Here is a 25,461-nt window from a genome sequence, read left to right on the forward strand (position 1 = left end):
TTCCTAATTTTGTATTTTTTGGTTCAATCATTTTGTTTGTCCTCCAAATCGTTTAGTAAGTTGCTGAATTCGTTTGTGCCGTCTAGTTTGTCCATATCTTCTAATACTGGAGCTAAACTGATTTGCGCACCCTCTAAAATTTTATAAAATCCCATATTCTTATTTATGCGTTTCTGTCCTTCATAGTTTGCATAAGATTCCAACATCTCCACCTTCAACGTCTGCCAAGCGTCTTTATACTCTCTATCTTTCATCGTCTACACCTTCTCCTTTTACCGCTTTCTCATACGCCTCATTACTAAGTGGTATCGCTTGTATACTACTGTCTTTTGTTATCTGTAATTCAGTGGCTGGTTGTGTAACTGTTAGTTCTATTTCATCTTTCATCTACTTAACCCCTAACTGATCTAACTTACTTCGATACTCTCTATACATCGAACTGCCTTGATGCAGTGATAATTTATAATCTATGAGTTTTCTAAACTGTTTCAGTAATGCGAGTTGTTCTGCGTTCTCTCGTTCCAACCGTTTGTTATTCGCACGCAAGACGATTAAGTCATCTACACAGTGCTGATAAGCTTTTTTGTATTGGTTAAGTTCGTTCATTACTTGTCTATATTCATTTTCAGACATTGATACTCTATCTCTTTTAAATTCTATTCTCACTCGCCATCACTCCTCTAGTAAATATGGGTGTTCAAATTGATTACCTATAATTTCTAATTTTCCTAATACATTTTCAAAACCTTCAAAGTAGCCATAACATACTAATCCGAAACATCCGTGTTCGAACTTAACTGTTGATAACCCTTCTGTATAGCAATCGATTATATCCCCCTCAAATATCTCCACACCGTTCTTGTCTTTAAGTCCTGTGGACATCATTACAACTCTATCTATCGAACCATCATTGTTAACAAGGGCTAAGTCTTCCATGTGGTCAAACCTAATTAGGAATGCGTCGTCGGAATCTTCCCTCGTTCCGTAACTCATACCTTTACCTGGCATAATGTCTTCTCTTTCTGCATCCCATTCTCTAAATTTCGGTATCATCTACCATCACTCCTCTACTCACCTTTAGTCATAACCATAAAGCATATAATGAATATGATAATCACAGTCCCACTTGATACTATGTCTACCATCTACTCCACCAGCTTTCCGTCACGCCAGATTAGTATTAGTCTTAAATCATCACCCATTGTGTATGCAGACTTTAAGTTAGTTTTATCTAAATAATTCAAGCTTTTATCGTTAGTTATATGAGTTACACCATTTTTATAGATAGTTAGCATTTCATCTATCACTGTATCTTCCGTAATTTCTTCCTCGACTTCAACTTTGAAAGTGTCGTCATTAGATATAGATTGACTTGTTCTAACTCCATAACCATCGACTGAAAATTGCACATAAGGACTATATTCATCATGTTCTTTTGTTAAAAATAACTTTCCTTTTACCAAATTTGGATTATTAAATCCCCACTCAATCAACTGTGGTAAGTTCATCGTTTTTTTCTGCTTAATCTTTACCATTCTTAATCCCCTCCATTACTTTCTTGTTATGTTCCTTGTCCTCTGGTAACACTGCCATGACAATGCTACGTGGATTAATCGAGTATAAGAATCCTTTAACTCCCCAATCTCTTAGTAACTTTGCCATTTCGACAGTATTTTTGCCTTTAGTATCAATTTTGTATTTAGTTTTGATAGTGTCCGATAGGATCATGATAATTTATATTTCTCCATTACAATGTCGTACTTCTCAATAAATTTATATCTGTCTTGGTGTAACTTCTCACTCCACTGTGTATATTCATCCATTGCTTTAAGTTGTTCAATTAATCCTTTTATTTCTCTCTGCGTCTGTTCAGCGGCAGCCACTGCTTTCCAGTATCTACTTGTACCAACTTCTGCCTCATAACTTGTGTTACTATATTTCAAGAATTGTTTATATGTTCTATCAGCTCTTTGAAATAATGATTTAACAATCAAGTCAGAATTTTTTAGTAGTATGTCGTTAGGTGTCATTTACTTCACATCCCAATTCTCAAAGGCACGCTCGATATACCATTTAGCTTTTTCCACATCTTCTTTACCATTCTTGTGCGGACTGCGTGCAAGATACTTAATAGCATTGCCAATGTGATAAGCTACGTTTGGATTGTAATGTTGCGTGACTTGTTCTATAAAATCAATCACTTCTATATCACCGTAGTTATAATGTGATGGGTGATTTACTGTGTCTTTACGCTTACGTTGTTGCACGTCGTTGGATTGGCTGTGAGATATAATTTCTTCATTTGGGCCAACTGTTGAATTACTGTAACTATATATCTTACCTGGATTAGGCGTGCTCACGCTCTCCGTCTTACTCTCTATATAGTCACTCCACAAATCAAAGTAGTTATTATAAGAAATGATATATATGTCATCAGTTGCTGTTTTAATGCAGGCATAATCTAAAGATCTTGCTAATACTCTCCCCACTACCGTCATTCCTTCGCTATACTCACTCTTGCCTAAGTCATACACAATGACGTAATCATTTATATTCAAGTCTCTTATCTTCATTTAACGCACCGCCTTAGGAAATGCATCGTATTTCATTAAATCAGATACATATTTACAACGTGGATGTACTTGTGGTGTTCCGTCGTATAACCAAGGATGCTCGTCTCTATGTTTCGCTTTCTTTATTTGTGCATTCTTCATTTTTGAATTTTTTAATTGTTCAAGTCTTTGTATGTCTCTATATTCACTTAAGCGAACGTGTTTGGCTGCTTTACAAGCTTCATGTAACGTCCAACCATAAAGCAATCTTTTACTTACATAGTTTTTACTTAAACCATTCTCGTTCATACACTTAAGGTTTTCACCCATAATGTGATATGTTTTGCCTTTAACAAGTAGTGTTTCCATTTATTCCACCTCAAAATCCTCTATCTGTTATTTCTACTTCGTTAATGTCTTTGAATAAGTCTGTGTCTGTATACTCGTCTAAATTAGTCAACATATGACTCGACATTCTATGTTCTATATCTTCATCTGGTTCATCTACATACGCAGGAAATGTATACTGCCTTTCATATTCGATTGTGTACTTAATTTTGAATGTTTCTTCTCTCATGCAATCACCTCTTAGCTTTCTTGCGTTCACTTCTTACCTTTTTCAATTCTTCGTATGTTATCCATGTTTGACCCGTATATTTAGGTGCTTCACATACCCATATCAACGGTATGTCTGGATATTTATATCTAAAGTGTTTCGCTTTATATCTAGCAACATCTGTTGGCATACCTTTAACGTCTATGACTTCCACCAGTTTGCCTTTATGCCACAATGCAAAATCAGCGACATATTCTGTTTTACGTTGTTTACCATTCTTAGGAATTAACTCATATCTAGGTTGCAGTTCGATATAATCTATTAACCCATGTTCTTTTTGTCGTTCTAAATGCTGGTAATATCTACATTCAACTTTGCTGTCGAACACGATACCTTTATATTCAACTTTCTTCGCATTATATTTACTCATGCTGTTCACTCCTACATGTAATCAAATATGCTTGTTTGATTTGCACGTTCTAATCGGAATGTGCGCTTGATTGCTTCTAATCTCTCGTCACTTACAATGTATTCATCTATATCGAAATGCTTATGCAATCCAAATACACGGTTTCTATTATTATCTAATGGGATAACATCAATAGTTACATTACTGTTGCTTTGTTTTAGTCTATATTCTGTACTTAATCCCATTTAACACACCTCACGAATAGCGTCTGTTGTAGCACGTTTTGCTTTCTCTGCGAACAATAATTCATCTAACATTGTTTCGTCTCCGTGCGCACCATCTATGAACTTCTGTGCGTACATATCACTTAAATTAGGCGCTTCTAAAAAGTCTTTTACATATTGAATTGTTTTTACCATGCGTCTCTCTCCCTGTAGTCATCACCAAGTACTCTCACTTGGCGTGAATTATGTTTCATACGTGAATTGATACGTTGCCAATTCATATTTTGATTTAACTCTTTATCACTAAAGTTGGTAGTGAAAATGTTGTTTTTACCTACTCTGTTATCAACTATGCTAAATAGTTTATTTAATGTATGTTCTGTGTTCTCAACACCTATATCGTCTAATACAAGCAAGTCTATGCTGCTAAGTAATTTGACTAACTCGTCTGTCGTTTCATCTGCATTTTTATTGTAAGTAGCTTTGATACGATCCATTAACATTGGTATGTGCATAAATGCTACAGAATAACCTTGTGCCTTAATTGCTTTCGCTATAGCATAGGCTAGATGCGATTTACCAGTACCGTATGAGCCTTGCATGATTAATGACTTAGGTTTATCTATAGAAAACGTTTTGACGTACTCTATAGCTGTTTGTTTAGCATCTGTTTGTGATTGGTTCTGTGGTTGATAATTATTCACTGTGACTTCTTGTAATGAGTAATTAACATTAGATTGATTAAATATACTATTGATTGCTTTCTGCTTACGTCTTTTCTCTGCTTCTTTGCCTGCTGCAATCATGCTACACTCGCAACCATCACGGTATTCATAACCACTACTGAATGTGTGCAGATCATATCTGTTACCACACTTTTCACAATACAGTCCTTTCTCTACATCGTTAGCTTCATATTGCTTAAGTGTTTCCGTTATTTTAGGGCTTAACATTTTTTTCATTTAATCACTCCTAATCCCAATAACTAGGGTCGTACTTCATACGTTCTAGTTGGTCTTGTCCTGTAGGTTGTGTTTCCTCTGTAAAGTCATTCATATAGCTTTCTTGGCTCAAAAATGTTTTAGGGTACTTTTGATACTGTTTATTAGTTATAGTCTTTAGATACTCTCTAGTACCGTCCATGATGGTTTCATAACCATCTTGTTTAAGCGCTGATTTAAATAAGCTAAATGCTTTTTTCTTATCTAGCTTTTTATCATAAAGTTTCCACCATTCCTCAAAACGTTCACGCGTAACGTCAGTTGCGCTAGTATTACTATCATTATTAGTATTGTTATTATTAGTTAAATCATTATTAGTTCTATTATTATTAGTAGTGACGGATTCTCCGTTAACGGTTTTTCCGACGTTGGATTCTCCGATGTTGGATTTTCCGTCGTCGGATTTTCCTAGGTAGGAATTTCCGTTCTGGATAGGATGCTCGTAAACTAAGTATTCGTATCCATTAAGATGTCCTTTGTCATTACGTTTCCTAGTTCTTGCTACGTAACCTACTTCTTCTAACTCCTTAATACCGGATTTCAAACTATCTTTGCCGTCTCTAGTATGCTTAAGTATTTCAGACTCATATATTTGCCAGTCATCTGGTCTACTTAATAAATAAAGCAAGATTCCTTTCGCTTTAAATGTAAGATTATTATCATGGATAAAGTTTTTATGGACAGTTACAAAATTTCCACTTTCTTTTATCGCTCTAAATGTCGCCATGTTTCTCACCTCTCAACATCTTATTTAGTTTTTCGTCTACATCCACCCAACTATCTTGTAAGTGGTATTTACGATTAAATGTGTTCATGCCTATTTGGTGTTGCTCAGAATGGTGGTATCTACATAAGTCTAATACTTTATTATTTGTATGATTTATCTTGTTTCTATTTCGTCCACTACCTACGGTTTGATAATGTGCTAAATCACTACCAGGCTTGCCACATATCACACAATTACGGTTGACTGTCGCCCAGTACAACATTGCTTTATCACTTTGCAATAGTTCGCTTGTTTCAACTCTCATAGGTATTTGATGGTGAAACATGAACGCTATGATTAATTCGATTAATTCACTGGCTATTTTCTTACTACAATTTCTTAAACTTATCCGTTCATATCCGTTTGTCATAGCTAATTCTGATTGGAATAGCTGCCTTGAAGCTTCTACTGGTTCGCCCCAATGCAATTCAATATCTCTACACAATGCGAATATCTTTTTTCGTTGGTCAGTAGAAATTAATTTATTATCTGGTACAGTCACATCTGCATATACTATACAACTGTTATCTATTAATTCTGTATGGGTATTTTCTAATTCAACACCAGTGGCAACGACGGAGTAAGTACCGTCGTTATCCATTTGGTATCTTGTAATTTGTTGCATTTAATCACGTCCTAGAAAGGTAAATCATCATCACTAATATCTATAGGTCCGTTAGCATTTGCGAAAGGATTAGATTCACTATTTAACGATTCTTTTTGGTTGTTCGTACCATTTTCTTCAGACTTCATTTTTTCGTCTTTTGGAATTGGTTTATTAACAATCTCATCACCTTGTTTATAAGGTTTAATATAAGAAAAGTCTGTAAAATATTTACCTTCATTTTCATTAAATTTCCACTTCAGTACTAAATGGCAAAATTTGTTAACTAATTCTTCAGTGTCAAAATCTAAGCTTGGTAAGTTTAATTTAATACCTAAACGTGTTAATAACTCTATGAGTTGTTTTTCTTGGAAATCATATTTATATGGTGGTACGAACTGATTGTGTTTATATTGTTTACCTTCGTCATTTTCAAATACGATTGTGAAATATCTGTTTTCTCTATCATTTAATTCTATTTTTTTAACTTTTACAGTGAACTCCCCAGCTTGAAAACCTGTTGTGCCGTTATAAAATTTTTCTTGATTAGTTTCTTTCGTGAATTGTGTTTGACCTGTGATTTTCATAATTGAATTGCTCCTTTTTGTTTAAAATATTTATTGATACAATTTATTTAGTTTGTTTTAGAAAGGGGTGAAACTTAATGAAATTAAATTTTGAGTGCGTTCGTGACTTACTTCTTGAGATAGAAGAAATAAAAACTTATAAAAAGGATTTACGTATATCTGATTTACATAACTTAGCCGTTAATGAAAAGTATTCTTACGAAGACATTGAATACTCATTACTCAAGTTAAAACAAGCCGATTTTTTGAAAGTTGCTGTAACAGAACGGAGTAATTCCCTTTCAGTAGTTTAAGTTGGAAATATTACTTGGTCTGGTCATGAATTTTTAGATAACGTTAGAGATAATGAAACTTGGTCGAAAGTTAAAGATATTGCAAGTAAGGGCACTAATATATCGATAACTCTTATGAGCAAATTAGCATTTCAATACCTAGCAAAAAAATTCAGTCTAATTTAAATTCAAATCCATCAACTAAGGCATAAAAGTTATTTTTAAGAGTTAAGTTTTCTTCTAACATTCCGTTAATCAAATAACTTTGCGACATTAATTCGTAGCCTTCGTTAAATTGAAAATCTATTGGTCGTCTATTACTTTCTTCATCGTAGTAGTAATAGATGACTTTTTTATTATTATTCATATTTACCTCTCCTTTAGTTTCCGTTTCTAATTGCTTCTACTACGTCGTTAATACTTGGATTTATAAATCTTTTATTAGTTATAGTTATGTTTGGTGAATGTCTAATTTTCGTTTCAAATGTTTCTGAAGGTTCTGCGTTTAATACATACTGATATTTCTTTTCTCCACCTTCTTCATAGTTTTCTATTAACATTCTTGCTAATACATCACTTTGAGAAAGCACTGCCTTACGTATCTGATCTTGTGCTTCTAATGTGACAATCGGATTGATTATTGCCCCGTCATCGTTTTTCTCTTTGTTAATACCTTCGTGTCCAGATACCGCAAAATGAAATTGATATTGTTCTTGAAACTTAGCAACTAATCTATACATACTTACAATACGTTTAGCTGCTTCGCCCCAATCATTAAATGTTGGCTTTCTACTTGAACCTTTCATTACATCATCCATAGTCATATCACGTAGTTTTTGTAACGTTTCAATTACGACTACATCTATGTGTTTGCCATTAGCTCTCAAAGCTTCTATGACCTGTGGTAATGATTTAATAATGTAAATAAAGTGTTGGTAATTTCTTATTGATACAACTGCACCATCTTCTGACACTGTGGTTCCGTCTTCATTAATATCTAACACAAGCGCATTTTTATCTTTTGTAAGAAATGTCGTTTTGCCTGTCCCGAACTTTCCGTAGATAGCAAATTTATAGAATTTATTAGCATTCTTTTCGCTTATATCTTGAATATGCAATTTACTAAGAATATCTTGTTCTTCAGTCATCTTGTACCTCCTTCAATTGATCTACACTGTATGTTTTATAATATTTTTTTGTCACTGTAGTTTCTGTTTCAATAAGATGTTCATCCCATTGAATGTTTATTTCTTCTAATCCTGTTAAACGCCTAGCATTTCTTCGCTGAATGTTGTAAGTAGCATCTTCTGGATGATTAGGCTTATTTGTTATATATCTACGTTTTCCGTCTTGCTCTTTGACTAGATAGGCTACTTCTTTTGTTTCATATTCTTCCGCCATTTGACGAAACACCTCTATTCCGTGTATATTAAAGTTGTATATTTTGTAAATCGTTTGACTGTTAGCAACTTCCCTTGCTTTCAGTCTTTTTTATTGTGTTAAGGAACCAGTCCCAACACAGATATGATAAGAAACTTAGTAATACTGATAACGTAATGCCTAAGAAAAACTCTTGTACTGCTAAAGCAACAACTAATGTGATGACTGGCATTGTTAATATTGTTAAAAACATCCTCATGCTTATCTCTCCTTATAAATGTTTTTTATGTCTTGTTTTCAAAAATTCAATAAACTTCTCAATGTCGATTAAGCACATAGTTGCTGAATAACTAATGTATAAATCTTTAATCCCTTTATCGTCCTTTTTATAGTCATTTAAGATGTTGTAAGTTGTGGCTTGGCTAAAATCAAAAAGTTTATGAATATTTGTAGCTCTTGCATATAAAGGTTTAACGAATACTTCATTACCTGTTAAAGTATTTTCTGATGTTGGTGGCGTTATTATTTTTGGCATTGTCTATCTCTCCTTTTAAAATTTACTATTCGGTCGTGCAATAATGTTTGGTACAATTAATTTATCCGTGTGCAAAGGGGGTGTTAGTCTTGGAAAATAATATAAAACTTTTTATCATTAAACTGTTCTTCGTTTACTATGACGAACATAATTTAAACGAAAAAATTGATAATAGGTTTTTGAATAGTTCTGATGTATATAACAACCATTTCAAACTTTATAAAGAATCAGACTTCTACAAATCATTAGAAACATTAAGTTCAGAAGAGAATAATTTGATAGTTCCATTTGTAGCAAGTAACAAAATCATACAATTTAAGTTAAGTGATGAATTACTTTACTACTATCAAAATATTACTATTGATACATTTGAAAATTTCCGAAAAACATTAAGTGAATAAGGTTTTTAAAAATTTGCGTGTTTTATTTGAATGTATCGACCAATCATTAGCCAGCAAGTCTTCTGCCATTGGTTGCCATAATGGTATGAAGTCTTTGTTTTGATTGGAAACTGTTATATATCCAAATTCATTTGTTGGCAGTAATCGAACAGCAACGCTAAAGTCATCTGCCTCCCATGCTTCTCTATAAATAGGCTTTCCTTTTTCCATAGCTAACTTAGTTGCTTCTTGAATGTTCATTCCGTTTCCTCCTATATTTCGAATTGGCTAATATCTACACCGTATTTGATTGCCATGTTCTTAATTACTGAGATATAAATTTCAATTAATCTTGGTTCATCATTAATTACATCTAATTTAGATAATTTGTTAATTTGTGATTTAGTGGCACCTTTAGATAACATTTTCGCTCTACGATTATTTAATCGCTGATCTAACTTGCAACGCCCTTTTTCTTCTAATAATTTGTATGCTTCTGTACGAATTGATTTATGTTTATCTCCTCCACCTAAGTGTTGAGCAATTGCACCCAAAATTTTGTTAGTGTCGTTTCTCCAATTCTTTGTTTCAATACCAACAATATTACGAATGCCTGTAACTTCCGTTTCAATACGTTTGTTGAATTGTTCTTGTTCTTTTTGAACACTAAACATCATTTCAAGTGCTTGCATTGGTGTTTGAGGTACTTGATATTGTTGTTTAAGCTCTTCTTCCATTTCATTAAATTTATTAATATAAGCCATTTTGAAATCGTTATGGCCTTGAATGTTGAACATGTATAAAGTGAAACCGTCTTTAGTTAAAAGGTATTCTTTATAACTTCTATTTTGTCCTGACACCTTGTAAGAGTTTGGTATAATTAGAGAGCTCACATTTGAGCTTTCTACAACTTGTTCCAAATCTCTAAGCACGTTTTTATGAGTTCTTCCTAATTCATTTGCTACAGTCCTACTTGAAACCACCGGTCCAAGTTCTGAATTGTTTTCGATATTGATCGTTAATAAGTCTTGCATTTAATTACCTCCTTAAATTTTTTGTACGGTTTTCTGTACATTATCATCAAAAAAATATTTCCCTAATTTTGTTGGTGGAATTTCTAATATCTCTGATATTCTTTTTATTTCCCATTGAGTGAACATTCCTTTACCATTCAATTTTTGATTTAACGATGTACGTGACATAGGAATTTTGTTTGCCAAACTATTTTGAGAATATCTATAGTCTTTCATTTTTTCATATAATAAACGATAACTAAACGTATATAACTCATCCATAAAGTCGCCTCCAATCTTGTTCGGTTTTCTGTACATTTCTAATTAAATCATCTTTGTTAGAATTCGTCAACAATAAAAATACAGTTTTATGTACAAAAATCGTTAAAAATCATTGATAATTGCCTTAGTTAATAGTAGTATGATTATAGGAGGTGTTCAGAAATATGAACAGTTTTAAGGATAGATTAAAATTTGCAATGCAAAATAAAAACTTAAATCAATCTGAGCTATCAAAATTAACTGGTATAGGAAGAAATTCAATCAGCGATTATTTAAAAGGTAAATATGAAGCTAAGCAAGATAAAATATATATATTAGCAAAGTATTTGAATGTTAATGAAGCATGGCTTATGGGATATGACGTTTCAAAAGAACGTGTGTCTGACGAACAAAGAGACGTAACTAAACCCACTCTAACTCAAATAAATGAAGTCTCGAGTAAATTAGAAGAAAAAAGGCAAAAACGCGTTTTAGCATACGCAAAACATCATTACTCAGTACAACAACAAGGCGAGAATATTATTTATCTACAATCTTATAAAGATTCTAAGACTGAAGAAGTAACTGTAAATGGTTACGTGTCAGCAGGCACCGGTGAAACTTTAGTAGATGATATAAAGTTTATAGTTAACTACCCTGCCGGTGTTGTTCCGCCTCACGATTTTGCTTTACAAATTAATGGTGATTCTATGGAACCACTTTTTGAACACAAAGAAATTATATTTGTAGAAGAAAATACAAGTATTAATAGCGGGCAATTAGGTGTATTCGTTGTAGATGGAGAAGCATATGTTAAAAAGGTATTTATATACCAAGATCACATAAGGTTAGTCTCTTTAAACCCTAAATATGGAGATATGAATTTTTATGGGGATTCTGATGTAAGATTTGCAGGCAGAGTTATCCTCTAATTTTTTAACTATAAATTTACAAAATTAACAAAAAATACTATATCGAAACAATACACGTGTCTTTGTACACGTGTGCAATTAAATATATTGTTCAGGATAAAAGTATATGTGAATTAAATAAATAAACTACATTTTTAATAATATGTATATCATTCTGAATATTGTGTAAAATGTTAAAAAAGATTTTTCTATACCTACTACAATTCATAATATATTTTATGTACACTAATAATTAATATGTTTTTATAACATAAATATATTATTAGGAGAATTTATAATGAATAATGATTTTAAAACTTTCGATAGTATGGAAAACTCAACTAAAAAACCAAAATGGTACGAACGAAGTTTATTAGTTATTTTAGCACTTATATTTATTTACCCTGTGGGTTTAGCTTTAATGTGGGGATTCAAAAAGTGGAAATTATGGATAAGAGTTGTGATTACTTGCTTATTTGTAATAGTTTATTTGAGTAGTCTTGGAAATAACGATGGGGAGAAAGTTAATAACTCCTCCAATCAAAAAAACCAGGCCAATAACGATTTAAAGAAAGAATTAAAGAATGTAAACGCAGAAAATAAGGACTTAAAAAAAGAAATTAAAGAACTTGAAAATAATAATGATAAAGAAGATAAAAAAGATGAATCTTCTAAAAAGACAAGTGTACAAAATGATGTCAATAAAGGATCGGAAATAGAAAAAGATACAAAAGAACCTGCAGCTAAACAAGATACGAACGAAAATAAACCAAACCGCGAAGCAAAAGCTGCATTAGGTTCAGCTAAAACATATGCTGATACAATGCACATGTCTAAAGATGCTATTTACGACCAATTAACTTCTTCAGCAGGTGACAAATATCCAGAAGATGCGGCACAATACGCTGTCGATAATCTAGAAGCAGATTATAATGAGAACGCTTTGAAATCTGCTGAAAATTATTTAGACATGATGGATATGTCTGACGATGAAATTTACTCTCAACTTACTTCAGATGCTGGTGATAAATTCACTCCTGATGAAGCTAAATACGCTGTCGATCATCTAGAAGATTAATAATTTATATTTATAAAGGAAGTTAACTATCAAAACCAAAGATAAAATAGCTTTAACAATTTGTTTCTTAGTTATAGTTTTAGCTATATTAATATGAAAAACACTCTTAGTAATTAGGGAGGGCGTTAATGAAGAGAAGCGATAAGATAACTTTGTTAGTACTTTTGATTTTGGGAATCATTTTAATAACGGGAATTATAAAACAATAAAGCAATTAATTTACACAAAATAATCATATGGATAGTTTTGCTCTCGTCGTTATAGTTTTAGCTTTAATAACTTAAATTAAGGAGAATTAATATGGGAAAATTTAAAAATTATTTTATTGTAGGAGCTATTGCTATCCTACTTTATAGACTTATTAAGTCCGAAATTGATGAAGACATTGATAGTATTGAATTAGAAGAAGGTTAAAGCATTTACAAATTTGAAGGAAGGATATTTTGGAAATAATTAAAACTGCATCAAATGATAGTATAGTTACTTATACAGTTAAAACAGTTAGTGGCAAAGAATTTGTACATAGTGTTCAAACTTCCACGCCATATCGTATGATTAAAAAGGAATTGAAAGAACTTGCATTCAAATTAGATAGATTAGAACAAAGTGATTAAATAAAAAAGCACCCCATAGGGTGCTTTAAGGAGATTGAGGCCCAAGTAATGGGCTTTCTATAAACATAATACCACGTCGTCTATAGAATAAACATGGGCAGTCATCTCTGCCCTATATATTTTTATTTTTTTATAGTTAAAATTTAACCACTTATAATCAAGAAAATTAAGGAGCATGTATAATGGAAAATACTAATTCTAATGAAATAGCTAATACTTACTTGAATAGCTTTTTAAAAGGTTATAGAAACGTCGTAAATAATAGATTTGTTTATCAATATGAAAACACCCCTGAAGCTTTTCCTTTTATGAAAAAGGATAATTATATATTATCTGTTATTTTATTAAACGACAGTTTTTTTGAATATCCTAAAGTAATAGTTATCTCGAATCAAAATAATATGGATTTTGAATATGATTATAGTGACGAAAATAGAGAAGAGTTATCTCGAGACTTCATTAATTATATACGGAGAAGCGAGGAATATGTGTTAGATACTTTAAATATAATCGACAAAACAAATAATTTATATTTCATAGAAAAGCTCTATGGTAAAGGTTCATATCCTTTCGATAAAATCAAAGAATATAAAATAGAAAATTTTGAAAATGCAGGAAGAAAAAGAGCTGAATATGATTACGGTAATTTCATAGAATCATCTCAAACAAGAATGAAAAATAAAGATCATAAGGAAGTTTCGCCTTTTAATCATTTAGACTTAGAAAATATGAAAACTTTAGTACAAGATGATACTTTTTCATATCAGATAAATCAAGGCTTGGAAGCATATAAGAGAGAATTATATTTACCTGCTGCCGCTACATTTGCAGTTGCAATAGAAACTTTCCTTATAAAATTAAAAAAAGCAAATAATATCAAACATAAAGATTCTGATTCTACTATGTACAATCAATTATTAGAAGATTTAAAACAAGAAGGCAAAGTTAATTATAGGACTAAAAAGAGGGTTGAAGTTGCATATAGTATGAGAAATATTATTAACCATTCACAAATTGGAGCTGTAGCAAAAGCAGATTGTGATTTTTTATTAAACACACTTAAAGATATTGTAGAGAGTAATCAAAAAATATTAATCACCTACAATGAATCAGTTGATGAGAGTGAATAAATATGTTTCATCGTAATTAGTCTTTATTTTAGCCATTATTGACTCGTAAACTTCTTTTTTCACAATTTGTTCATCATCATATATATCAAATTCATTAGTGTAATTTTTTACAGATTCTTTAATGTATGCTATTTCTTTATCAGTAAAGTTTATATACATTATTTCACCCACTTTTTATTTAATTATAACATATACCTATAGAATAATCACTTTCCCATAGTTTTTTTCTATGGGTATATATTTTTATCTTTTTTAGGAGGAATGCTCAATGTGGAACGAAAAATTTAAAGATAAAACAGGCAAGACTAAATACCGTTACTACGAGAAGTATAAAGACCCGTATACAAATAAATGGCGTAGAGTTAGCGTTGTAATGAACAAAGACACTAAAACTTCACAGAAAGAAGCTATGTTTCAATTAGACGCTAAAATAGACGCTAAGCTAGCTGATAATTACAATAATAAATTAGATAGATTAACCATTCATGATTTATTAGATGAATGGTTTGCATACCATAAAAAAACATCAGGCCTAAAACTCACTACTTTAAATAATTTAGAAGTAAGAATTAGAAATATTAAAAAATATCTAGATAAGACTGTACTTTTAATAAAACTGGATTCAAAATTTGCTCAAAATCTTATAAATAAACTTTCTGAAAATTTTTCAGAAAATCAAATAAGACGTCAATTAAATGATCTAAAAAGAGCTTTAAATTACGCAACAAAATATTACAGTTATACAAACAAACATATTTTAGACGATATTGACATACCTAAAAAAGCTAAAACGCTTGAAGATATAGAAAAAGAAGAACAAAAAATGTATAACTATTTAGAAATGGAACAAGTCATACAAATACGCGATTTCATATTAAACAAAAAACACTCAGATAAAAGATTGAATTTTTTAGTTGCTAGCATAATAGAATTGCAAGCATTAACAGGCATGAGAATTGGAGAACTTCAAGCATTACAAGAAAACGATATAGATTTAAAAAATAGAATGGTTCATATTAATGGGACGATACATTGGCTTAAATATGAAAATGGGTATGGTTATAAAGATACCACAAAAACAAAAGGTTCTAAAAGACAAATTGCAATAAATCAACGTTCTATAAATATTTTAAAGAAAGTTATATTAGAAAACAAAAAACTATCGCAATGGAATGATAGTTATATAAATCGAGGATTCCTATTTACAACAAGAACTGGCAACCCCATGTATACCCATAAAATTAATAAACAGTTAGCAGATGCTGCAGAATCATTAAAAATAGGCAAAAAAGTCACATCACATACTTTTAGACACACACATATTAGTTTATTAGTTGAAATGAATGTTTCGTTAAAAGCAATTATGAAAAGAGTTGGTCATACAGACGAAAAAACCACTATTCAAATATACACTCATGTAACAGAAAAATGGACAAACAGTTAACTGAGAAATTAGAAAACATCCCAAGTTAAACTATCTGCCCTTTTTCTGCCCTTAGTTAATTTTTAACAACCTAGCAAACTCTTATAAACACTGCAATTAAGCCACTTACAATAACATTCTACATCATCATTTGAGGGTTGATATCTATCTTAAGTGATAATTTATCTTTTAAATATTGATCATGATAATAGTCATCTAAATATGTTAATGCTTCATGTAAAGCAGGTTCGCTTTTATATTTAATTAGTATTTGGAAACGATATTCATTGTTAATCCGCGATAGTGCCGCCGGAGATGGACCTAATACTAACGCTTTATCTGTTAAATGTTGTAACAGAATTTTATGGATGTGCTTAGATGCTTCCATAACTTTCTTCATATCTTTGTGGGCAATCGTAAAATTAATTAAAAAGAAGTATGGCGGATACTTACCTAATTTTCTGTAATTCATCTCTTTTTCAAAAAATGATGTGTAGTCGTTATCTTGAACATCTTTGATTGCATAATGCTCTGGGTTGTAAGTTTGAATGATGACTTCACCTTCTTTTTCATGACGACCCGCACGCCCTGAAACTTGTGTTAATAATTGATACGTACGTTCACTTGCTCTGAAATCTGGCAAGTTTAACATAGTATCTGCGTTTAACACTCCGACTAATGTAATATTAGGAAAATCCAATCCTTTAGCAATCATTTGTGTGCCTAATAAAATATCGCCTTTACCTGAACCAAAGTCATCTAACAATCGTTCATGCGCCCCTTTTCTAGAAGTCGTATCCACATCCATACGAATAATCTTGGCTGTTTCAAAATTTTCTTGTAACAACTCTTCCACTCTTTGCGTCCCAGTACCGACTTGTCTAATATGTTCACTTTCACAGTTTGGACATTTATTAGGTGGAACTTCTTGATGACCACAATAATGACATTTTAATTGGTCAGTCGATTTATGGTAAGTTAACGAAATATCACAATTAGGACATTGAGGGACATGACCACAATCACGACACAGCATAAATGAAGCATAGCCACGTCTATTTAAAAATAAAACAACTTGTTCTTTTTTATCTAATCTATCTTGAATCGCACTACGCAACCCTTCTGAGAACATAGAACGATTGCCTGAAGTGAGCTCTGCTCTCATATCTACAATTTTAACTTCTGGTAAGGCTTGTTGATTCACTCTATTTGGTAACGATAAAAGTTCATAAACACCTTTATCTGCACGAGCAAATGATTCTAAACTAGGCGTCGCACTACCTAAAATTAATGGACACTGATGATATTGACTTCGCCATTGCGCGATGTCTCTAGCATGATACCTTGGATAATCCTCTTGTTTATATGAAGATTCGTGCTCTTCGTCAATGATAATCATGCCTAAATCTTTAAATGGTGCAAATACACTTGAACGCGCGCCAACGCTCACGCTTGCTTTACCATCTCTAATTTTTTGCCATTCATCATAACGTTCACCCTTGGATAAACCTGAATGTAAAACAGCTACTTCATCACCGAATCTACGTTTAAATCTTAATACCATTTGTGGTGTGAGTGCAATTTCAGGTACTAACATCATTGCTTGCCTACCTTGCTTTAGTACGGTTTCGATTGTTTGTAAATAGACTTCTGTCTTTCCAGAACCAGTCACGCCATGTAATAAAAATGTCCGTTGTTCTTTTTTGTTAATTGTATCTATGATTGTTTCATACGCTTGTTGTTGTTCATTAGTCAGTGATTGTTTCTCATCTTGCTCAAACACACGTGTCGCAAAGGGATCGCGTTCTATAGTAGTGTCATATTTTTCAATAAAGCCTTTCCGTGATAACGTATCTATACTCGACTTTGAAAAACCCATTTCTTCTAATTGTTTTAATAACACGACATGGTGATTTTCATCCATTAAATAGGCATATAGCTCATATTGTTTTTTAGACTTTTCTAAAGAACCTAATACCATATCGTAATCGAAACCTTCAACAATATGCACAGCACGTTGTTTCTTTTTATTTAAAGATTGAGATAATAGTGTTTTTTCAGTAATTGCTCCTTGCTTTAAAAATGGCGCAATAGTTGTTAGATCTTCATTTTTTTGAGCTTCTTTATATGCATAATGACCTTCAGCATTGAATCGTTGCAACAATGTATTGGGTATATCTGTAGCGTCTTTAATAGCAAATACCTTGGTATATTTAGCTTTGATAGCGCTTGGAAGCATAACCTCTAACATTGAAATTCGTTTTGTAACAAAATACGTATGATACCAGTCTGTCAGTTCAATTAATTCTTTCGTCAATTCTGGTTTGATATCTTGAATTTCTTTAACTTCTTTTAATTTTGATATGTCCATACTCGCATCTGATTGATCTGTTATATTCATTACATAGCCTTGAATTGTTCTTGGCCCAAAAGGGACAATCACGCGCATACCAATATCTATCATCGATTGGAATGTTTGTGGAATGATATAATCAAACGTAAAATCAACACTTTTAGAAGGTATATCCACAATTACTTTTGCTATCATTTTATTGCCACCTTGTTTCTAAACTGTCCAATATATGCTCCGCTAATATGACTTTCTTATGTTTCCCTAATTCTACCGCCTTGCCGTTTTTATAATACATTGTATAAGCGTTATCATCTGAACTAAACCCAATCGTTCGATCTCCGACATTATTGGCTATGATGACATCGACATTTTTACTTTTTAATTTTTTTTGAGCATATGTTTCAATATTTTGAGTTTCTGCTGCAAAACCAACTAAAAATTGTTTATGCTTATTTTCTCCAAGATATTTTAAAATATCGGGCGTTCTTTTAAATGTTACCGTTAAGTCCCCTGCTTGTTTTTTTAGTTTATGATCTAACATTTCAGCTGGCGCATAATCAGATACTGCTGCAGATTTAAATACAATATCCGTACTATCAAATCGTAATTTAACCGCTTCAAACATTTGTTGAGCACTTTCTATTGGTATAAGCTCTACATTTTTAGGAGCGTCTAGATGTGTTGGACCGGATATAAGTGTAACTTTAGCGCCTCTTTTTGATAATGATTCTGCTAAAGCATAGCCCATTTTACCTGAAGAACGATTGGATAAATAGCGAACTGGGTCTAATTCTTCAATAGTCGGACCAGCTGTTACTATCGCATGGACGCCCTTAAATTTACTATTTCTTTTATTCGGTAGATCATTATTAAAATATTGGTTTAATCTTTCTAAGATCTGCAATGGTTCTTCCATTCTTCCTTTAGCTACATAACCACAAGCTAAGAAGCCTTCGCCAGGTTCTAAGAAATAATAACCATCAGCACTTAAAGTAGCTAAATTATGTTGTGTTCTTTTATTTTCATACATATGAACATTCATTGCTGGTGCAATAAATTTAGGCGTCTCTGTAGCTAGTATGGTAGATGTCACCATATCATCTGCGATGCCGTTTGCTAATTTTGCTATTGTATTGGCAGTTGCAGGTGCCACGACAATAGCGTCTGCCCAATCTCCTAGAGCCACATGTTGAATTTCCTCAGGGTTTTGTTCTATAAAAGTATTTGTATAAACAGGATTTCTTCCTATAGCTTGAAAAGCTAAAGGCGTTACAAATTCTTGTGCGTGATCTGTTAACATAACTCTGACATCATAATCAGCTTGTGTTAATTTACTTGTTAAATCTATTGCTTTATATGCAGCGATACCACCAGTTACAGCAAGTAATATATTTTTCATCGTAGTTCTCCTCCAAATAATTTATGTCTTCCCATCACTATCTTAAAATGATTTCGAACAATTAAATATATTCAATCATCAACCTATCTAAATAAATATTTGGTATTAATTTATTATAGCTAGGATAACTAAGCTTTTATCAATATGATTTATAGTTTCTCTAACAAATATATAAATCATTCTATTTAAAGAATGAGGTACTCGTATTGAGTAAAAATATGATTACTGTTTATTATACACAAATTAATATACAAATTAAAAAAGCACACCTCAATGATGTGCTGAACCTTAAAGCCAGATTTTTAGTGAGACTTTAAGATACACATAGTTTACTCGGTGTACTTTTCAAAATTTCAATTTTTTATTGATCATTTGCTTAGAATATTTTATTTTGTTTTTTCAGGATAAACTTCGCCGCCAGCAATTTCTTCTAAGGCTTTGCCTACTGCTTTTTTAGAACTATATCTATTTAGTAATGCACTACTTGGATGTTCGTCTAATTCACGCGCACGTTTTGCAGCTGTAGTTGCAATTAAATATTTTGATGTAATTTTAGATGTTAAATCATTTAATGGTGGATATAACATTATTTTTTTGCCTCCAATATCATTTTTCTATATTTTGCTTCAATACGTTCTCTTTTCAAATGCTCAGCTTCGACAATGGATTGAATACGTTGTTTAGCTAATTCTACTTCGTCATTAACCACAACATAATCATATAAGTTCATCATTTCAACTTCTTTACGTGCTTCGAGTACACGGCTTTGAATTTTTTCATCTGACTCTGTGCCACGCCCTACTAAGCGTTCACGTAAATGGTCTAAACTTGGCGGAGCTAGAAAAATAAATAATGCGTCAGGGAATTTTTTGCGCACTTGTTTGGCACCCTCTACTTCAATTTCTAAAAACACGTCATGCCCTTGATCCATAGTATCCTTTACGTATTGCACCGGCGTCCCATAGTAATTACCCACATATTCTGCATATTCTATAAATTGGTCTTGTTTAATTAATTCTTCAAACTCTGCTTTTGTTTTGAAAAAGTAATCTATACCATCGACTTCGCCTTCACGTATACCACGTGTCGTCATCGAGATAGAATATTTATATGATGTGGTTGGGTCATCAAATATTTTCTTTCTAACTGTCCCTTTACCTACTCCAGAAGGTCCAGAAAGTACAATCAACAAACCTTTCTCATTATCCATGACTTACTACCTCTCTAAGCTATTCTTCTATTATTAGACTATGATACCATAAGGAACGTTTAATTGTATAGCATACGTTCATACAATCTTTGTTCATGACCAAATCATTTCATCATGTTACAATATGTTGAATGATTAAAAATAAGGTGGCTGATAGTAATGGCATACGATGGTTTATTTACACGAAAAATGATAGAATCTCTACAATTTCTCGTTGACGGAAGAATCCACAAAATCAATCAACCAGAAAACGATACGATTATTATTGTAGTGCGTCAAAATCGTCAAAATCATCAACTTCTACTCTCTATCCATCCTAGTTTTGCTAGAATGCATCTCACAAATAAAAAATATGATAATCCTTTTGAACCACCAATGTTTGCACGTGTTTTTCGTAAACATTTAGAAGGTGGTTTTATTAAAGCAATTAGACAAATTGGTAATGATAGACGCGTAGAACTAGATGTTCAGAGTAAAGATGAAATTGGTGATACGATTCACCGTACCATTATTTTAGAAATTATGGGTAAACATAGTAATTTAATTTTAGTAGACGAACAGCGGAAGATTATTGAAGGGTTTAAACACTTAACACCTAATACAAACCAATACCGTACAGTAATGCCTGGTTTCCAATATGATGCTCCGCCGACTCAGAATAAAATGAACCCTTATGATACAACGGGTGCTGAAGTTTTAAAATATATAGATTTTAACAGCGGCAAAATAGCAAAACAATTACTCAATCATTTTGAAGGTTTCAGTCCTTTAATAACGAATGAAATGGTTAATCGCAGACAATTTATGACAACAGAAACCTTACCAGAAGCATTTGATAGTGTGATGGGTGAAACGAAAGAAACACCTACACCTGTTTTTCATAAAAATCATGAGACAGGAAAAGAAGATTTCTATTTTATGAACTTAGAACAGTTTTATGACGATGTTGTAATATATGAATCTTTACATGATTTATTAGACAGATATTATGATGCTAGAGGCGAAAGAGAACGTGTCAAACAACGTGCCAACGACTTGGTTAAATTTGTACAACAACAATTGCATAAGTACCAAAACAAATTAAGCAAATTAATCGATGAGCAAGAAGGCACCAAAGATAAAGAAATGCAACAACTTTTTGGGGAATTAATCACTGCTAATATTTATAGAATCAAACAAGGTGATAAATTTTTAACAACAATCAATTATTATAATGGTGAAGAAGTTACAATTCCATTAGATACAACAAAATCCCCAGCGACAAACGCTCAAAATTATTATAAAAAATACAATAAACTAAAAACAAGAGAACACGAATTGGCACGTCAAATTGATTTAACCAAAGAGAATATCACTTATTTTGAAAATATAGAACAACAACTTACTCATATTTCAGTTGATGATATTGAGGATATAAGAGAAGAACTTGCTGAACAAGGTTATATGAAACAACATAAACAAAATAAGAAGAAAAAGAAACCGACAATCCAGCTACAAACATATATATCTACAGATGGAGATACTATTCTTGTCGGTAAAAACAATAAGCAAAATGATTATTTAACTAATAAAAAAGCAAGTAAAAACCATCTCTGGTTTCACACTAAAGATATCCCTGGATCTCATGTAGTTATCTTGAACGATAACCCGAGTGAAAACTCGATTAAAGAAGCGGCAATGTTATCCGGTTACTTTTCAAAAGCAGGTGATTCAGGCCAAATACCAGTAGACTATACTCAAATCAGACACGTTCATAAACCTTCTGGGGCTAAGCCAGGATTTGTTACTTACGACAATCAAAAAACGCTTTACGCGACTCCCGATTACGACCATATTCAAAAAATGAAAATTAAATCATGATAATGAACGTATGGCGAACTTCTATTTTTTATAAAGCGTTATTTAACCTAGTTGATAAAAGTTGACTACACAAACAAACATTGGGATTTTTTGAAACCGTTCCTTCACCCCCCTCTGTTATATTTAAGGTTTAACTGTTATTTATATTCATATCTTTCTATAGTGAGTAGTTAGTTCTAATGCTTAAAATTAACAACGACAAAAAGAAACCGAGACAAACCTATCTCTGGATAAAAACAAACGTCAATTTCTATCATTTCAATAGAAATTGACGTTTTCTTTACTTTTTTAAACTTTTCCAAGGCCTTAACACATTATTTTCTTTACATTCAGTACATTAGTCAAACCAAGTATTTTGGTTGCAACACACCTGCAGGGATAGCATGTACCTTGAATCTACAGGATCTGGACAGAATAGCGGCAACGGGATAAAGCAATACAAAATATCAATATAATATGAGCCCCTAAAAAATTGCTTAATTTTGAAATTTTTTAGGGGCGCTATCGTGGAATTCACACCTCAACCTCTGTTTACTTTACGTTACTTTTTATCGGGTAATGCAAGTTGAAAATTCACACCGTATTTATCTATAATCCATGTAAATTCTCTAAATGGCGGCATCTCGGTTCTGGGCATTAGAATTGCGCCACCACTTTTTAACTTACTAAATAACCGTTCCATTTCTAATGGGCTATCTACTGTAACGTATAATGACATTGCTGGATTCATATCAATATCAACACCATTCATGTTATCAATTGCCATAAAGACTTGATCTTTTAATCGAAAAATAGCGTGTTGCACTGCCCCAGTCGGTTCCTCATCATTTTCATCATATTTTACCATTGCTAATATTTCGGCATCTTCAAACGCTTCTATATATAAATTAATTGCTTCTTCTGCTTGACCATTAAACATTAGAAACGTCGTTATTTTTGGAACTACCATGTACTTGCCTCCTTAAAACATCTTAATTATAGAATAAAACAAATTCACTCAAAAATCGAACTAATGCAATTTTAAAATTCAATAACATATCAAATTTAAATAACTATAGGTTTACTTTTAATTAAGATAAATTCATAAATCCATTACCTAAAACATCTCTCACATCATGAATAACTAAAAATGCATTTTCATCTTCTTCATTGATTAGTTTTTTAACTCTAGTCACTTGAGATTGTGGCACAACGACGTAGAGCATACTCGTTTCATTTTTACCGTAACCGCCTTTACCTCTTAACAATGTTGACCCTCTACCAGTAAAACGATTGATTTTATCACTGATTATTTCATTTTTACTTGAAATGACAGTAACTGCCTTTTTAGGGTTAAATCCTTCAATGATAAAGGAAGTTGCACGTTCTGTTATAAAAATCATAATAATGGTAAATAATACATTCTCTAATGGTAATACAAATAAAAATGATAAAACGACTAATCCATCTAAGACAAAAATACCTTGTGATGTTTTGATATCAAAATATTTATTCAACATTTTAGCAATTACAGATGTACCACCTATGACACCACCAGCCGCAATGACTAAACCGATGCCTACACCTACTAATACCCCGCCAAACGAAGCATTTATGACAAAATTATCAATACCTGTCTTAAAATTTTCCGTTAAATCTAAAAAGATAGAGATAGCCGTATTCGCAATAAAGGTATAAACAGCTGTTCTAGTACTTAAAAACCGCCATCCGATAATAATAACTAATGTGTTAATAATCAAAGAAGAAATTGCTGGTGAAAAGCCAAAAGCATATTTAAGCGCTAACGCTATACCCACCGTGCCACCGTCACCTAAATTAGATTCTAATATAAACGAATTAACTGCAATCGCACTAATGAAAGCACCAATCAAACAGATAATCACATTTTTAGTATGATCTTTAAATAATTGTTTTGCTAATCTCATATCATTTCCCCTTACATAAAAAATATAAAATAAAGGAAGCAGGTTAGAAATATAAAAATTAAATATCATTTTCCTACACCCACTTCACAAACTCATTTATTTTTTATTATTCGTGTTTATTTCAATCAACCAAGTGATATTGTATTTTAGATTTACTTTCAATAAGACACATTGCACAGCAATTGCATATCATGCTTATAACAACAAATTATTTTACTTTTAAACAATTATAGTTAAAATAAATATAAATAACATTGGAGGTATTTCATGTCTTTTTATATTATTCCGCTTCTTATTGCAGCTTTAGTTTTGATTATCGGTTTTATTATTATAAAAATTATGATTCGTTGATGTATTAACTATAGCATATTGCATTTTTTATTTTTTGAAAACTTTTCAAACGCATCAACCAAAAAAGTTAACAAGGTTTATATATGATTAAAAAAATAATAGAGACGTTTTAATTAAATTTTGATTTCTTTATTGCGCTTGCTTAATTTTGACACTACTGAACCATTCATTTAAAAATGAGTTAGATTATGTCACCCACAAGTTGCATTTTCTACTCAATTGCACGATACGCTATCATAACCCCTCGTCGAGAATTAATTTCTAGAAGGTATAGTGATTTTAAATGCTTGTTATAAAACTTTTCATTACAGACACCTATATGATGTTTGAGGCCGAGGCATAATTATGCCCCGGCCTCAGTTCTATTTTGAGCATGGGCCATTACTGCCCAGCCTTCCATAGGATAAAAACATATATCGTCATTTCAAGTTTAATTACACGCAATCACAAGGTAATCATACTATTTGATATGACCTTTTTGCTTAATGTTTGATTTTGATTTTTTATAAATATCTGATTCAGTAGTATTTAATAACCCTTTATTTTCATCTTCTGAAGTTGATTGATGTCTATAATCTTCTGATTTTTTAAGAAACTTATTTAAATGCGCAAAATGATTATATGCTACATTTGGGTCTTCTGTCATAACATCCCCTCCATTTAATAT

38 protein-coding genes and 2 pseudogenes are annotated in these 25,461 nt (G+C 31.9%); 8 read left to right on the forward strand and 32 right to left on the reverse strand.

The features are described from left to right. Positions 1-23: 23 nt before the first annotated feature. From BJG89_RS09075 to BJG89_RS09150, 17 genes are all read right to left on the reverse strand, one after another. Positions 24-254: a hypothetical protein gene (locus tag BJG89_RS09075; RefSeq protein ID WP_096810254.1), complete on the reverse strand. Its 231-nt coding sequence runs from the start codon at positions 252-254 to the stop codon at positions 24-26. After that, the gene (locus tag BJG89_RS14485) at positions 244-387 is read right to left on the reverse strand and encodes a hypothetical protein (protein WP_157772551.1); all 144 of its coding nucleotides are present in this window, start codon (positions 385-387) and stop codon (positions 244-246) included. The genes BJG89_RS09075 and BJG89_RS14485 overlap by 11 nt, the downstream gene beginning before the upstream one ends. Next, a complete protein-coding gene (locus tag BJG89_RS09080) occupies positions 388-666 on the reverse strand; it encodes a hypothetical protein (protein ID WP_096810256.1) in 279 nt (92 codons plus the stop codon). A gap of 6 nt (positions 667-672) precedes the next feature. Continuing rightward, complete coding sequence (locus BJG89_RS09085) at positions 673-1,053, reverse strand: YopX family protein (RefSeq protein ID WP_096810259.1); 381 nt, start codon at positions 1,051-1,053, stop codon at positions 673-675. A gap of 92 nt (positions 1,054-1,145) precedes the next feature. After that, positions 1,146-1,535, reverse strand: a complete 390-nt coding sequence (locus tag BJG89_RS09090) for an SET domain-containing protein (RefSeq protein ID WP_096810261.1) — start codon at positions 1,533-1,535, stop codon at positions 1,146-1,148. Then, positions 1,522-1,728, reverse strand: coding sequence for a hypothetical protein (locus tag BJG89_RS09095; protein ID WP_096810263.1), 207 nt, complete (start codon positions 1,726-1,728; stop codon positions 1,522-1,524). Before BJG89_RS09095 ends, BJG89_RS09090 begins: the two co-directional genes overlap by 14 nt. Next, the gene (locus BJG89_RS09100; RefSeq protein ID WP_046466073.1) at positions 1,725-2,030 is read right to left on the reverse strand and encodes a DUF1140 family protein; all 306 of its coding nucleotides are present in this window, start codon (positions 2,028-2,030) and stop codon (positions 1,725-1,727) included. The genes BJG89_RS09095 and BJG89_RS09100 overlap by 4 nt, the downstream gene beginning before the upstream one ends. Then, complete coding sequence (locus tag BJG89_RS09105) at positions 2,031-2,573, reverse strand: DUF3310 domain-containing protein (protein ID WP_232514169.1); 543 nt, start codon at positions 2,571-2,573, stop codon at positions 2,031-2,033. Then, positions 2,574-2,921: an SA1788 family PVL leukocidin-associated protein gene (locus BJG89_RS09110; protein WP_096810265.1), complete on the reverse strand. Its 348-nt coding sequence runs from the start codon at positions 2,919-2,921 to the stop codon at positions 2,574-2,576. 10 nt (positions 2,922-2,931) lie between these two features. After that, positions 2,932-3,129 carry a hypothetical protein gene (locus BJG89_RS09115; protein WP_096810267.1) on the reverse strand — a complete coding sequence of 66 codons (198 nt, stop codon included), beginning with the start codon at positions 3,127-3,129 and terminating at the stop codon, positions 2,932-2,934. 4 nt (positions 3,130-3,133) lie between these two features. Further along, positions 3,134-3,538, reverse strand: coding sequence for a DUF1064 domain-containing protein (locus BJG89_RS09120; RefSeq protein WP_096810269.1), 405 nt, complete (start codon positions 3,536-3,538; stop codon positions 3,134-3,136). Positions 3,539-3,549: 11 nt separating this feature from the next. Next, positions 3,550-3,762 carry a hypothetical protein gene (locus BJG89_RS09125; RefSeq protein WP_096810271.1) on the reverse strand — a complete coding sequence of 71 codons (213 nt, stop codon included), beginning with the start codon at positions 3,760-3,762 and terminating at the stop codon, positions 3,550-3,552. Beyond that, on the reverse strand, positions 3,763-3,936 hold the full coding sequence (locus BJG89_RS14590; RefSeq protein ID WP_096810273.1) for a hypothetical protein: 174 nt from the start codon (positions 3,934-3,936) through the stop codon (positions 3,763-3,765). After that, positions 3,930-4,703 carry an ATP-binding protein gene (locus tag BJG89_RS09135; protein WP_096810275.1) on the reverse strand — a complete coding sequence of 258 codons (774 nt, stop codon included), beginning with the start codon at positions 4,701-4,703 and terminating at the stop codon, positions 3,930-3,932. The genes BJG89_RS14590 and BJG89_RS09135 overlap by 7 nt, the downstream gene beginning before the upstream one ends. A 10-nt stretch (positions 4,704-4,713) precedes the next feature. Beyond that, positions 4,714-5,469, reverse strand: coding sequence for a helix-turn-helix domain-containing protein (locus BJG89_RS09140; protein WP_096810277.1), 756 nt, complete (start codon positions 5,467-5,469; stop codon positions 4,714-4,716). Continuing rightward, positions 5,456-6,133: a putative HNHc nuclease gene (locus BJG89_RS09145; protein WP_096810279.1), complete on the reverse strand. Its 678-nt coding sequence runs from the start codon at positions 6,131-6,133 to the stop codon at positions 5,456-5,458. Before BJG89_RS09145 ends, BJG89_RS09140 begins: the two co-directional genes overlap by 14 nt. Before the next feature lie 11 nt (positions 6,134-6,144). Beyond that, entirely contained in the window at positions 6,145-6,699 is a 555-nt protein-coding gene (locus BJG89_RS09150; RefSeq protein WP_096810281.1) for a single-stranded DNA-binding protein, read from the reverse strand. A gap of 77 nt (positions 6,700-6,776) precedes the next feature. Here BJG89_RS09150 and BJG89_RS14815 point away from each other — a divergent pair. Then, positions 6,777-7,157, forward strand: a pseudogene (locus tag BJG89_RS14815) (DUF2513 domain-containing protein). Here BJG89_RS14815 and BJG89_RS09165 read toward each other — a convergent pair. From BJG89_RS09165 to BJG89_RS09180, 5 genes are all read right to left on the reverse strand, one after another. Then, positions 7,144-7,338, reverse strand: a complete 195-nt coding sequence (locus BJG89_RS09165) for a hypothetical protein (protein WP_096810285.1) — start codon at positions 7,336-7,338, stop codon at positions 7,144-7,146. The pseudogene BJG89_RS14815 and the gene BJG89_RS09165 overlap by 14 nt on opposite strands. A 13-nt stretch (positions 7,339-7,351) precedes the next feature. Then, positions 7,352-8,119 carry an ATP-binding protein gene (locus tag BJG89_RS09170; RefSeq protein ID WP_096810287.1) on the reverse strand — a complete coding sequence of 256 codons (768 nt, stop codon included), beginning with the start codon at positions 8,117-8,119 and terminating at the stop codon, positions 7,352-7,354. Continuing rightward, positions 8,112-8,372, reverse strand: coding sequence for a DUF2483 family protein (locus BJG89_RS09175; protein ID WP_096810289.1), 261 nt, complete (start codon positions 8,370-8,372; stop codon positions 8,112-8,114). Before BJG89_RS09175 ends, BJG89_RS09170 begins: the two co-directional genes overlap by 8 nt. Positions 8,373-8,433: 61 nt before the next feature. Further along, positions 8,434-8,610, reverse strand: coding sequence for a hypothetical protein (locus BJG89_RS14490; protein ID WP_157772552.1), 177 nt, complete (start codon positions 8,608-8,610; stop codon positions 8,434-8,436). A 12-nt stretch (positions 8,611-8,622) separates the two neighbouring features. Then, positions 8,623-8,886 (reverse strand): helix-turn-helix domain-containing protein, encoded by a 264-nt coding sequence (locus BJG89_RS09180; protein WP_096810291.1) that lies wholly within the window; start codon positions 8,884-8,886, stop codon positions 8,623-8,625. A gap of 89 nt (positions 8,887-8,975) precedes the next feature. Here BJG89_RS09180 and BJG89_RS09185 point away from each other — a divergent pair, with 89 nt between their 5' ends. Further along, complete coding sequence (locus tag BJG89_RS09185) at positions 8,976-9,287, forward strand: hypothetical protein (protein WP_096810293.1); 312 nt, start codon at positions 8,976-8,978, stop codon at positions 9,285-9,287. On the opposite strand, the gene BJG89_RS09190 is transcribed toward BJG89_RS09185, so the two are convergent. The 3 genes from BJG89_RS09190 to BJG89_RS09200 are packed head-to-tail and all read right to left on the reverse strand — an operon-like array spanning position 9,276 to position 10,561. Beyond that, positions 9,276-9,527, reverse strand: a complete 252-nt coding sequence (locus BJG89_RS09190) for a Thoeris anti-defense Tad2 family protein (RefSeq protein WP_096810295.1) — start codon at positions 9,525-9,527, stop codon at positions 9,276-9,278. The two genes, BJG89_RS09185 and BJG89_RS09190, sit on opposite strands and share 12 nt — an antisense overlap. Positions 9,528-9,538: 11 nt before the next feature. Further along, entirely contained in the window at positions 9,539-10,300 is a 762-nt protein-coding gene (locus tag BJG89_RS09195; protein ID WP_096810297.1) for a Rha family transcriptional regulator, read from the reverse strand. 12 nt (positions 10,301-10,312) lie between these two features. Then, entirely contained in the window at positions 10,313-10,561 is a 249-nt protein-coding gene (locus tag BJG89_RS09200) for a DUF739 family protein (RefSeq protein WP_096810299.1), read from the reverse strand. Between the two features lie 164 nt (positions 10,562-10,725). Between BJG89_RS09200 and BJG89_RS09205 the strand changes: the two genes are divergently transcribed. The 5 genes and pseudogenes from BJG89_RS09205 (at position 10,726) to BJG89_RS09225 (ending at position 15,746) form a co-directional block, all read left to right on the forward strand. Beyond that, the gene (locus tag BJG89_RS09205) at positions 10,726-11,472 is read left to right on the forward strand and encodes an XRE family transcriptional regulator (protein ID WP_096810301.1); all 747 of its coding nucleotides are present in this window, start codon (positions 10,726-10,728) and stop codon (positions 11,470-11,472) included. 277 nt (positions 11,473-11,749) lie between these two features. Further along, the gene (locus BJG89_RS09210; protein ID WP_096810304.1) at positions 11,750-12,529 is read left to right on the forward strand and encodes an Ltp family lipoprotein; all 780 of its coding nucleotides are present in this window, start codon (positions 11,750-11,752) and stop codon (positions 12,527-12,529) included. Between the two features lie 443 nt (positions 12,530-12,972). Then, entirely contained in the window at positions 12,973-13,143 is a 171-nt protein-coding gene (locus BJG89_RS14495) for a hypothetical protein (RefSeq protein ID WP_157772553.1), read from the forward strand. A 182-nt stretch (positions 13,144-13,325) separates the two neighbouring features. After that, positions 13,326-14,273, forward strand: a complete 948-nt coding sequence (locus tag BJG89_RS09215) for a hypothetical protein (protein ID WP_096810306.1) — start codon at positions 13,326-13,328, stop codon at positions 14,271-14,273. A 268-nt stretch (positions 14,274-14,541) separates the two neighbouring features. Next, positions 14,542-15,746 (forward strand): annotated as a pseudogene (locus tag BJG89_RS09225) (tyrosine-type recombinase/integrase). 89 nt (positions 15,747-15,835) lie between these two features. Here the strand turns inward: BJG89_RS09225 and priA are convergent. The 4 genes from priA to gmk all read right to left on the reverse strand — a co-directional run bounded on the left by priA (position 15,836) and on the right by gmk (position 20,658). Then, positions 15,836-18,244, reverse strand: a complete 2,409-nt coding sequence (gene priA, locus BJG89_RS09230; protein WP_096810308.1) for a primosomal protein N' — start codon at positions 18,242-18,244, stop codon at positions 15,836-15,838. Position 18,245: 1 nt separating this feature from the next. Beyond that, on the reverse strand, positions 18,246-19,448 hold the full coding sequence (gene coaBC, locus BJG89_RS09235) for a bifunctional phosphopantothenoylcysteine decarboxylase/phosphopantothenate--cysteine ligase CoaBC (RefSeq protein ID WP_096810310.1): 1,203 nt from the start codon (positions 19,446-19,448) through the stop codon (positions 18,246-18,248). 386 nt (positions 19,449-19,834) lie between these two features. Next, complete coding sequence (rpoZ, locus tag BJG89_RS09240; protein WP_096810311.1) at positions 19,835-20,035, reverse strand: DNA-directed RNA polymerase subunit omega; 201 nt, start codon at positions 20,033-20,035, stop codon at positions 19,835-19,837. Beyond that, positions 20,035-20,658, reverse strand: a complete 624-nt coding sequence (gene gmk / locus BJG89_RS09245) for a guanylate kinase (RefSeq protein ID WP_096810313.1) — start codon at positions 20,656-20,658, stop codon at positions 20,035-20,037. The genes rpoZ and gmk overlap by 1 nt, the downstream gene beginning before the upstream one ends. 159 nt (positions 20,659-20,817) lie before the next feature. Between gmk and BJG89_RS09250 the strand changes: the two genes are divergently transcribed. Then, positions 20,818-22,518, forward strand: a complete 1,701-nt coding sequence (locus BJG89_RS09250) for an Rqc2 family fibronectin-binding protein (RefSeq protein WP_096810315.1) — start codon at positions 20,818-20,820, stop codon at positions 22,516-22,518. Between the two features lie 541 nt (positions 22,519-23,059). Here BJG89_RS09250 and BJG89_RS09255 read toward each other — a convergent pair. The 3 genes from BJG89_RS09255 to BJG89_RS09265 all read right to left on the reverse strand — a co-directional run bounded on the left by BJG89_RS09255 (position 23,060) and on the right by BJG89_RS09265 (position 25,440). Continuing rightward, positions 23,060-23,467, reverse strand: coding sequence for a VOC family protein (locus tag BJG89_RS09255; protein ID WP_096810316.1), 408 nt, complete (start codon positions 23,465-23,467; stop codon positions 23,060-23,062). A gap of 121 nt (positions 23,468-23,588) precedes the next feature. Then, positions 23,589-24,443 (reverse strand): YitT family protein, encoded by an 855-nt coding sequence (locus BJG89_RS09260; protein ID WP_096810317.1) that lies wholly within the window; start codon positions 24,441-24,443, stop codon positions 23,589-23,591. 811 nt (positions 24,444-25,254) lie between these two features. Next, entirely contained in the window at positions 25,255-25,440 is a 186-nt protein-coding gene (locus tag BJG89_RS09265) for a hypothetical protein (protein WP_096810318.1), read from the reverse strand. Positions 25,441-25,461: the final 21 nt, after the last annotated feature.

It is taken from the genome of Staphylococcus nepalensis (assembly GCF_002442935.1).
In the GTDB taxonomy this organism is placed as follows: Bacteria; Bacillota; Bacilli; order Staphylococcales; family Staphylococcaceae; genus Staphylococcus; species Staphylococcus nepalensis.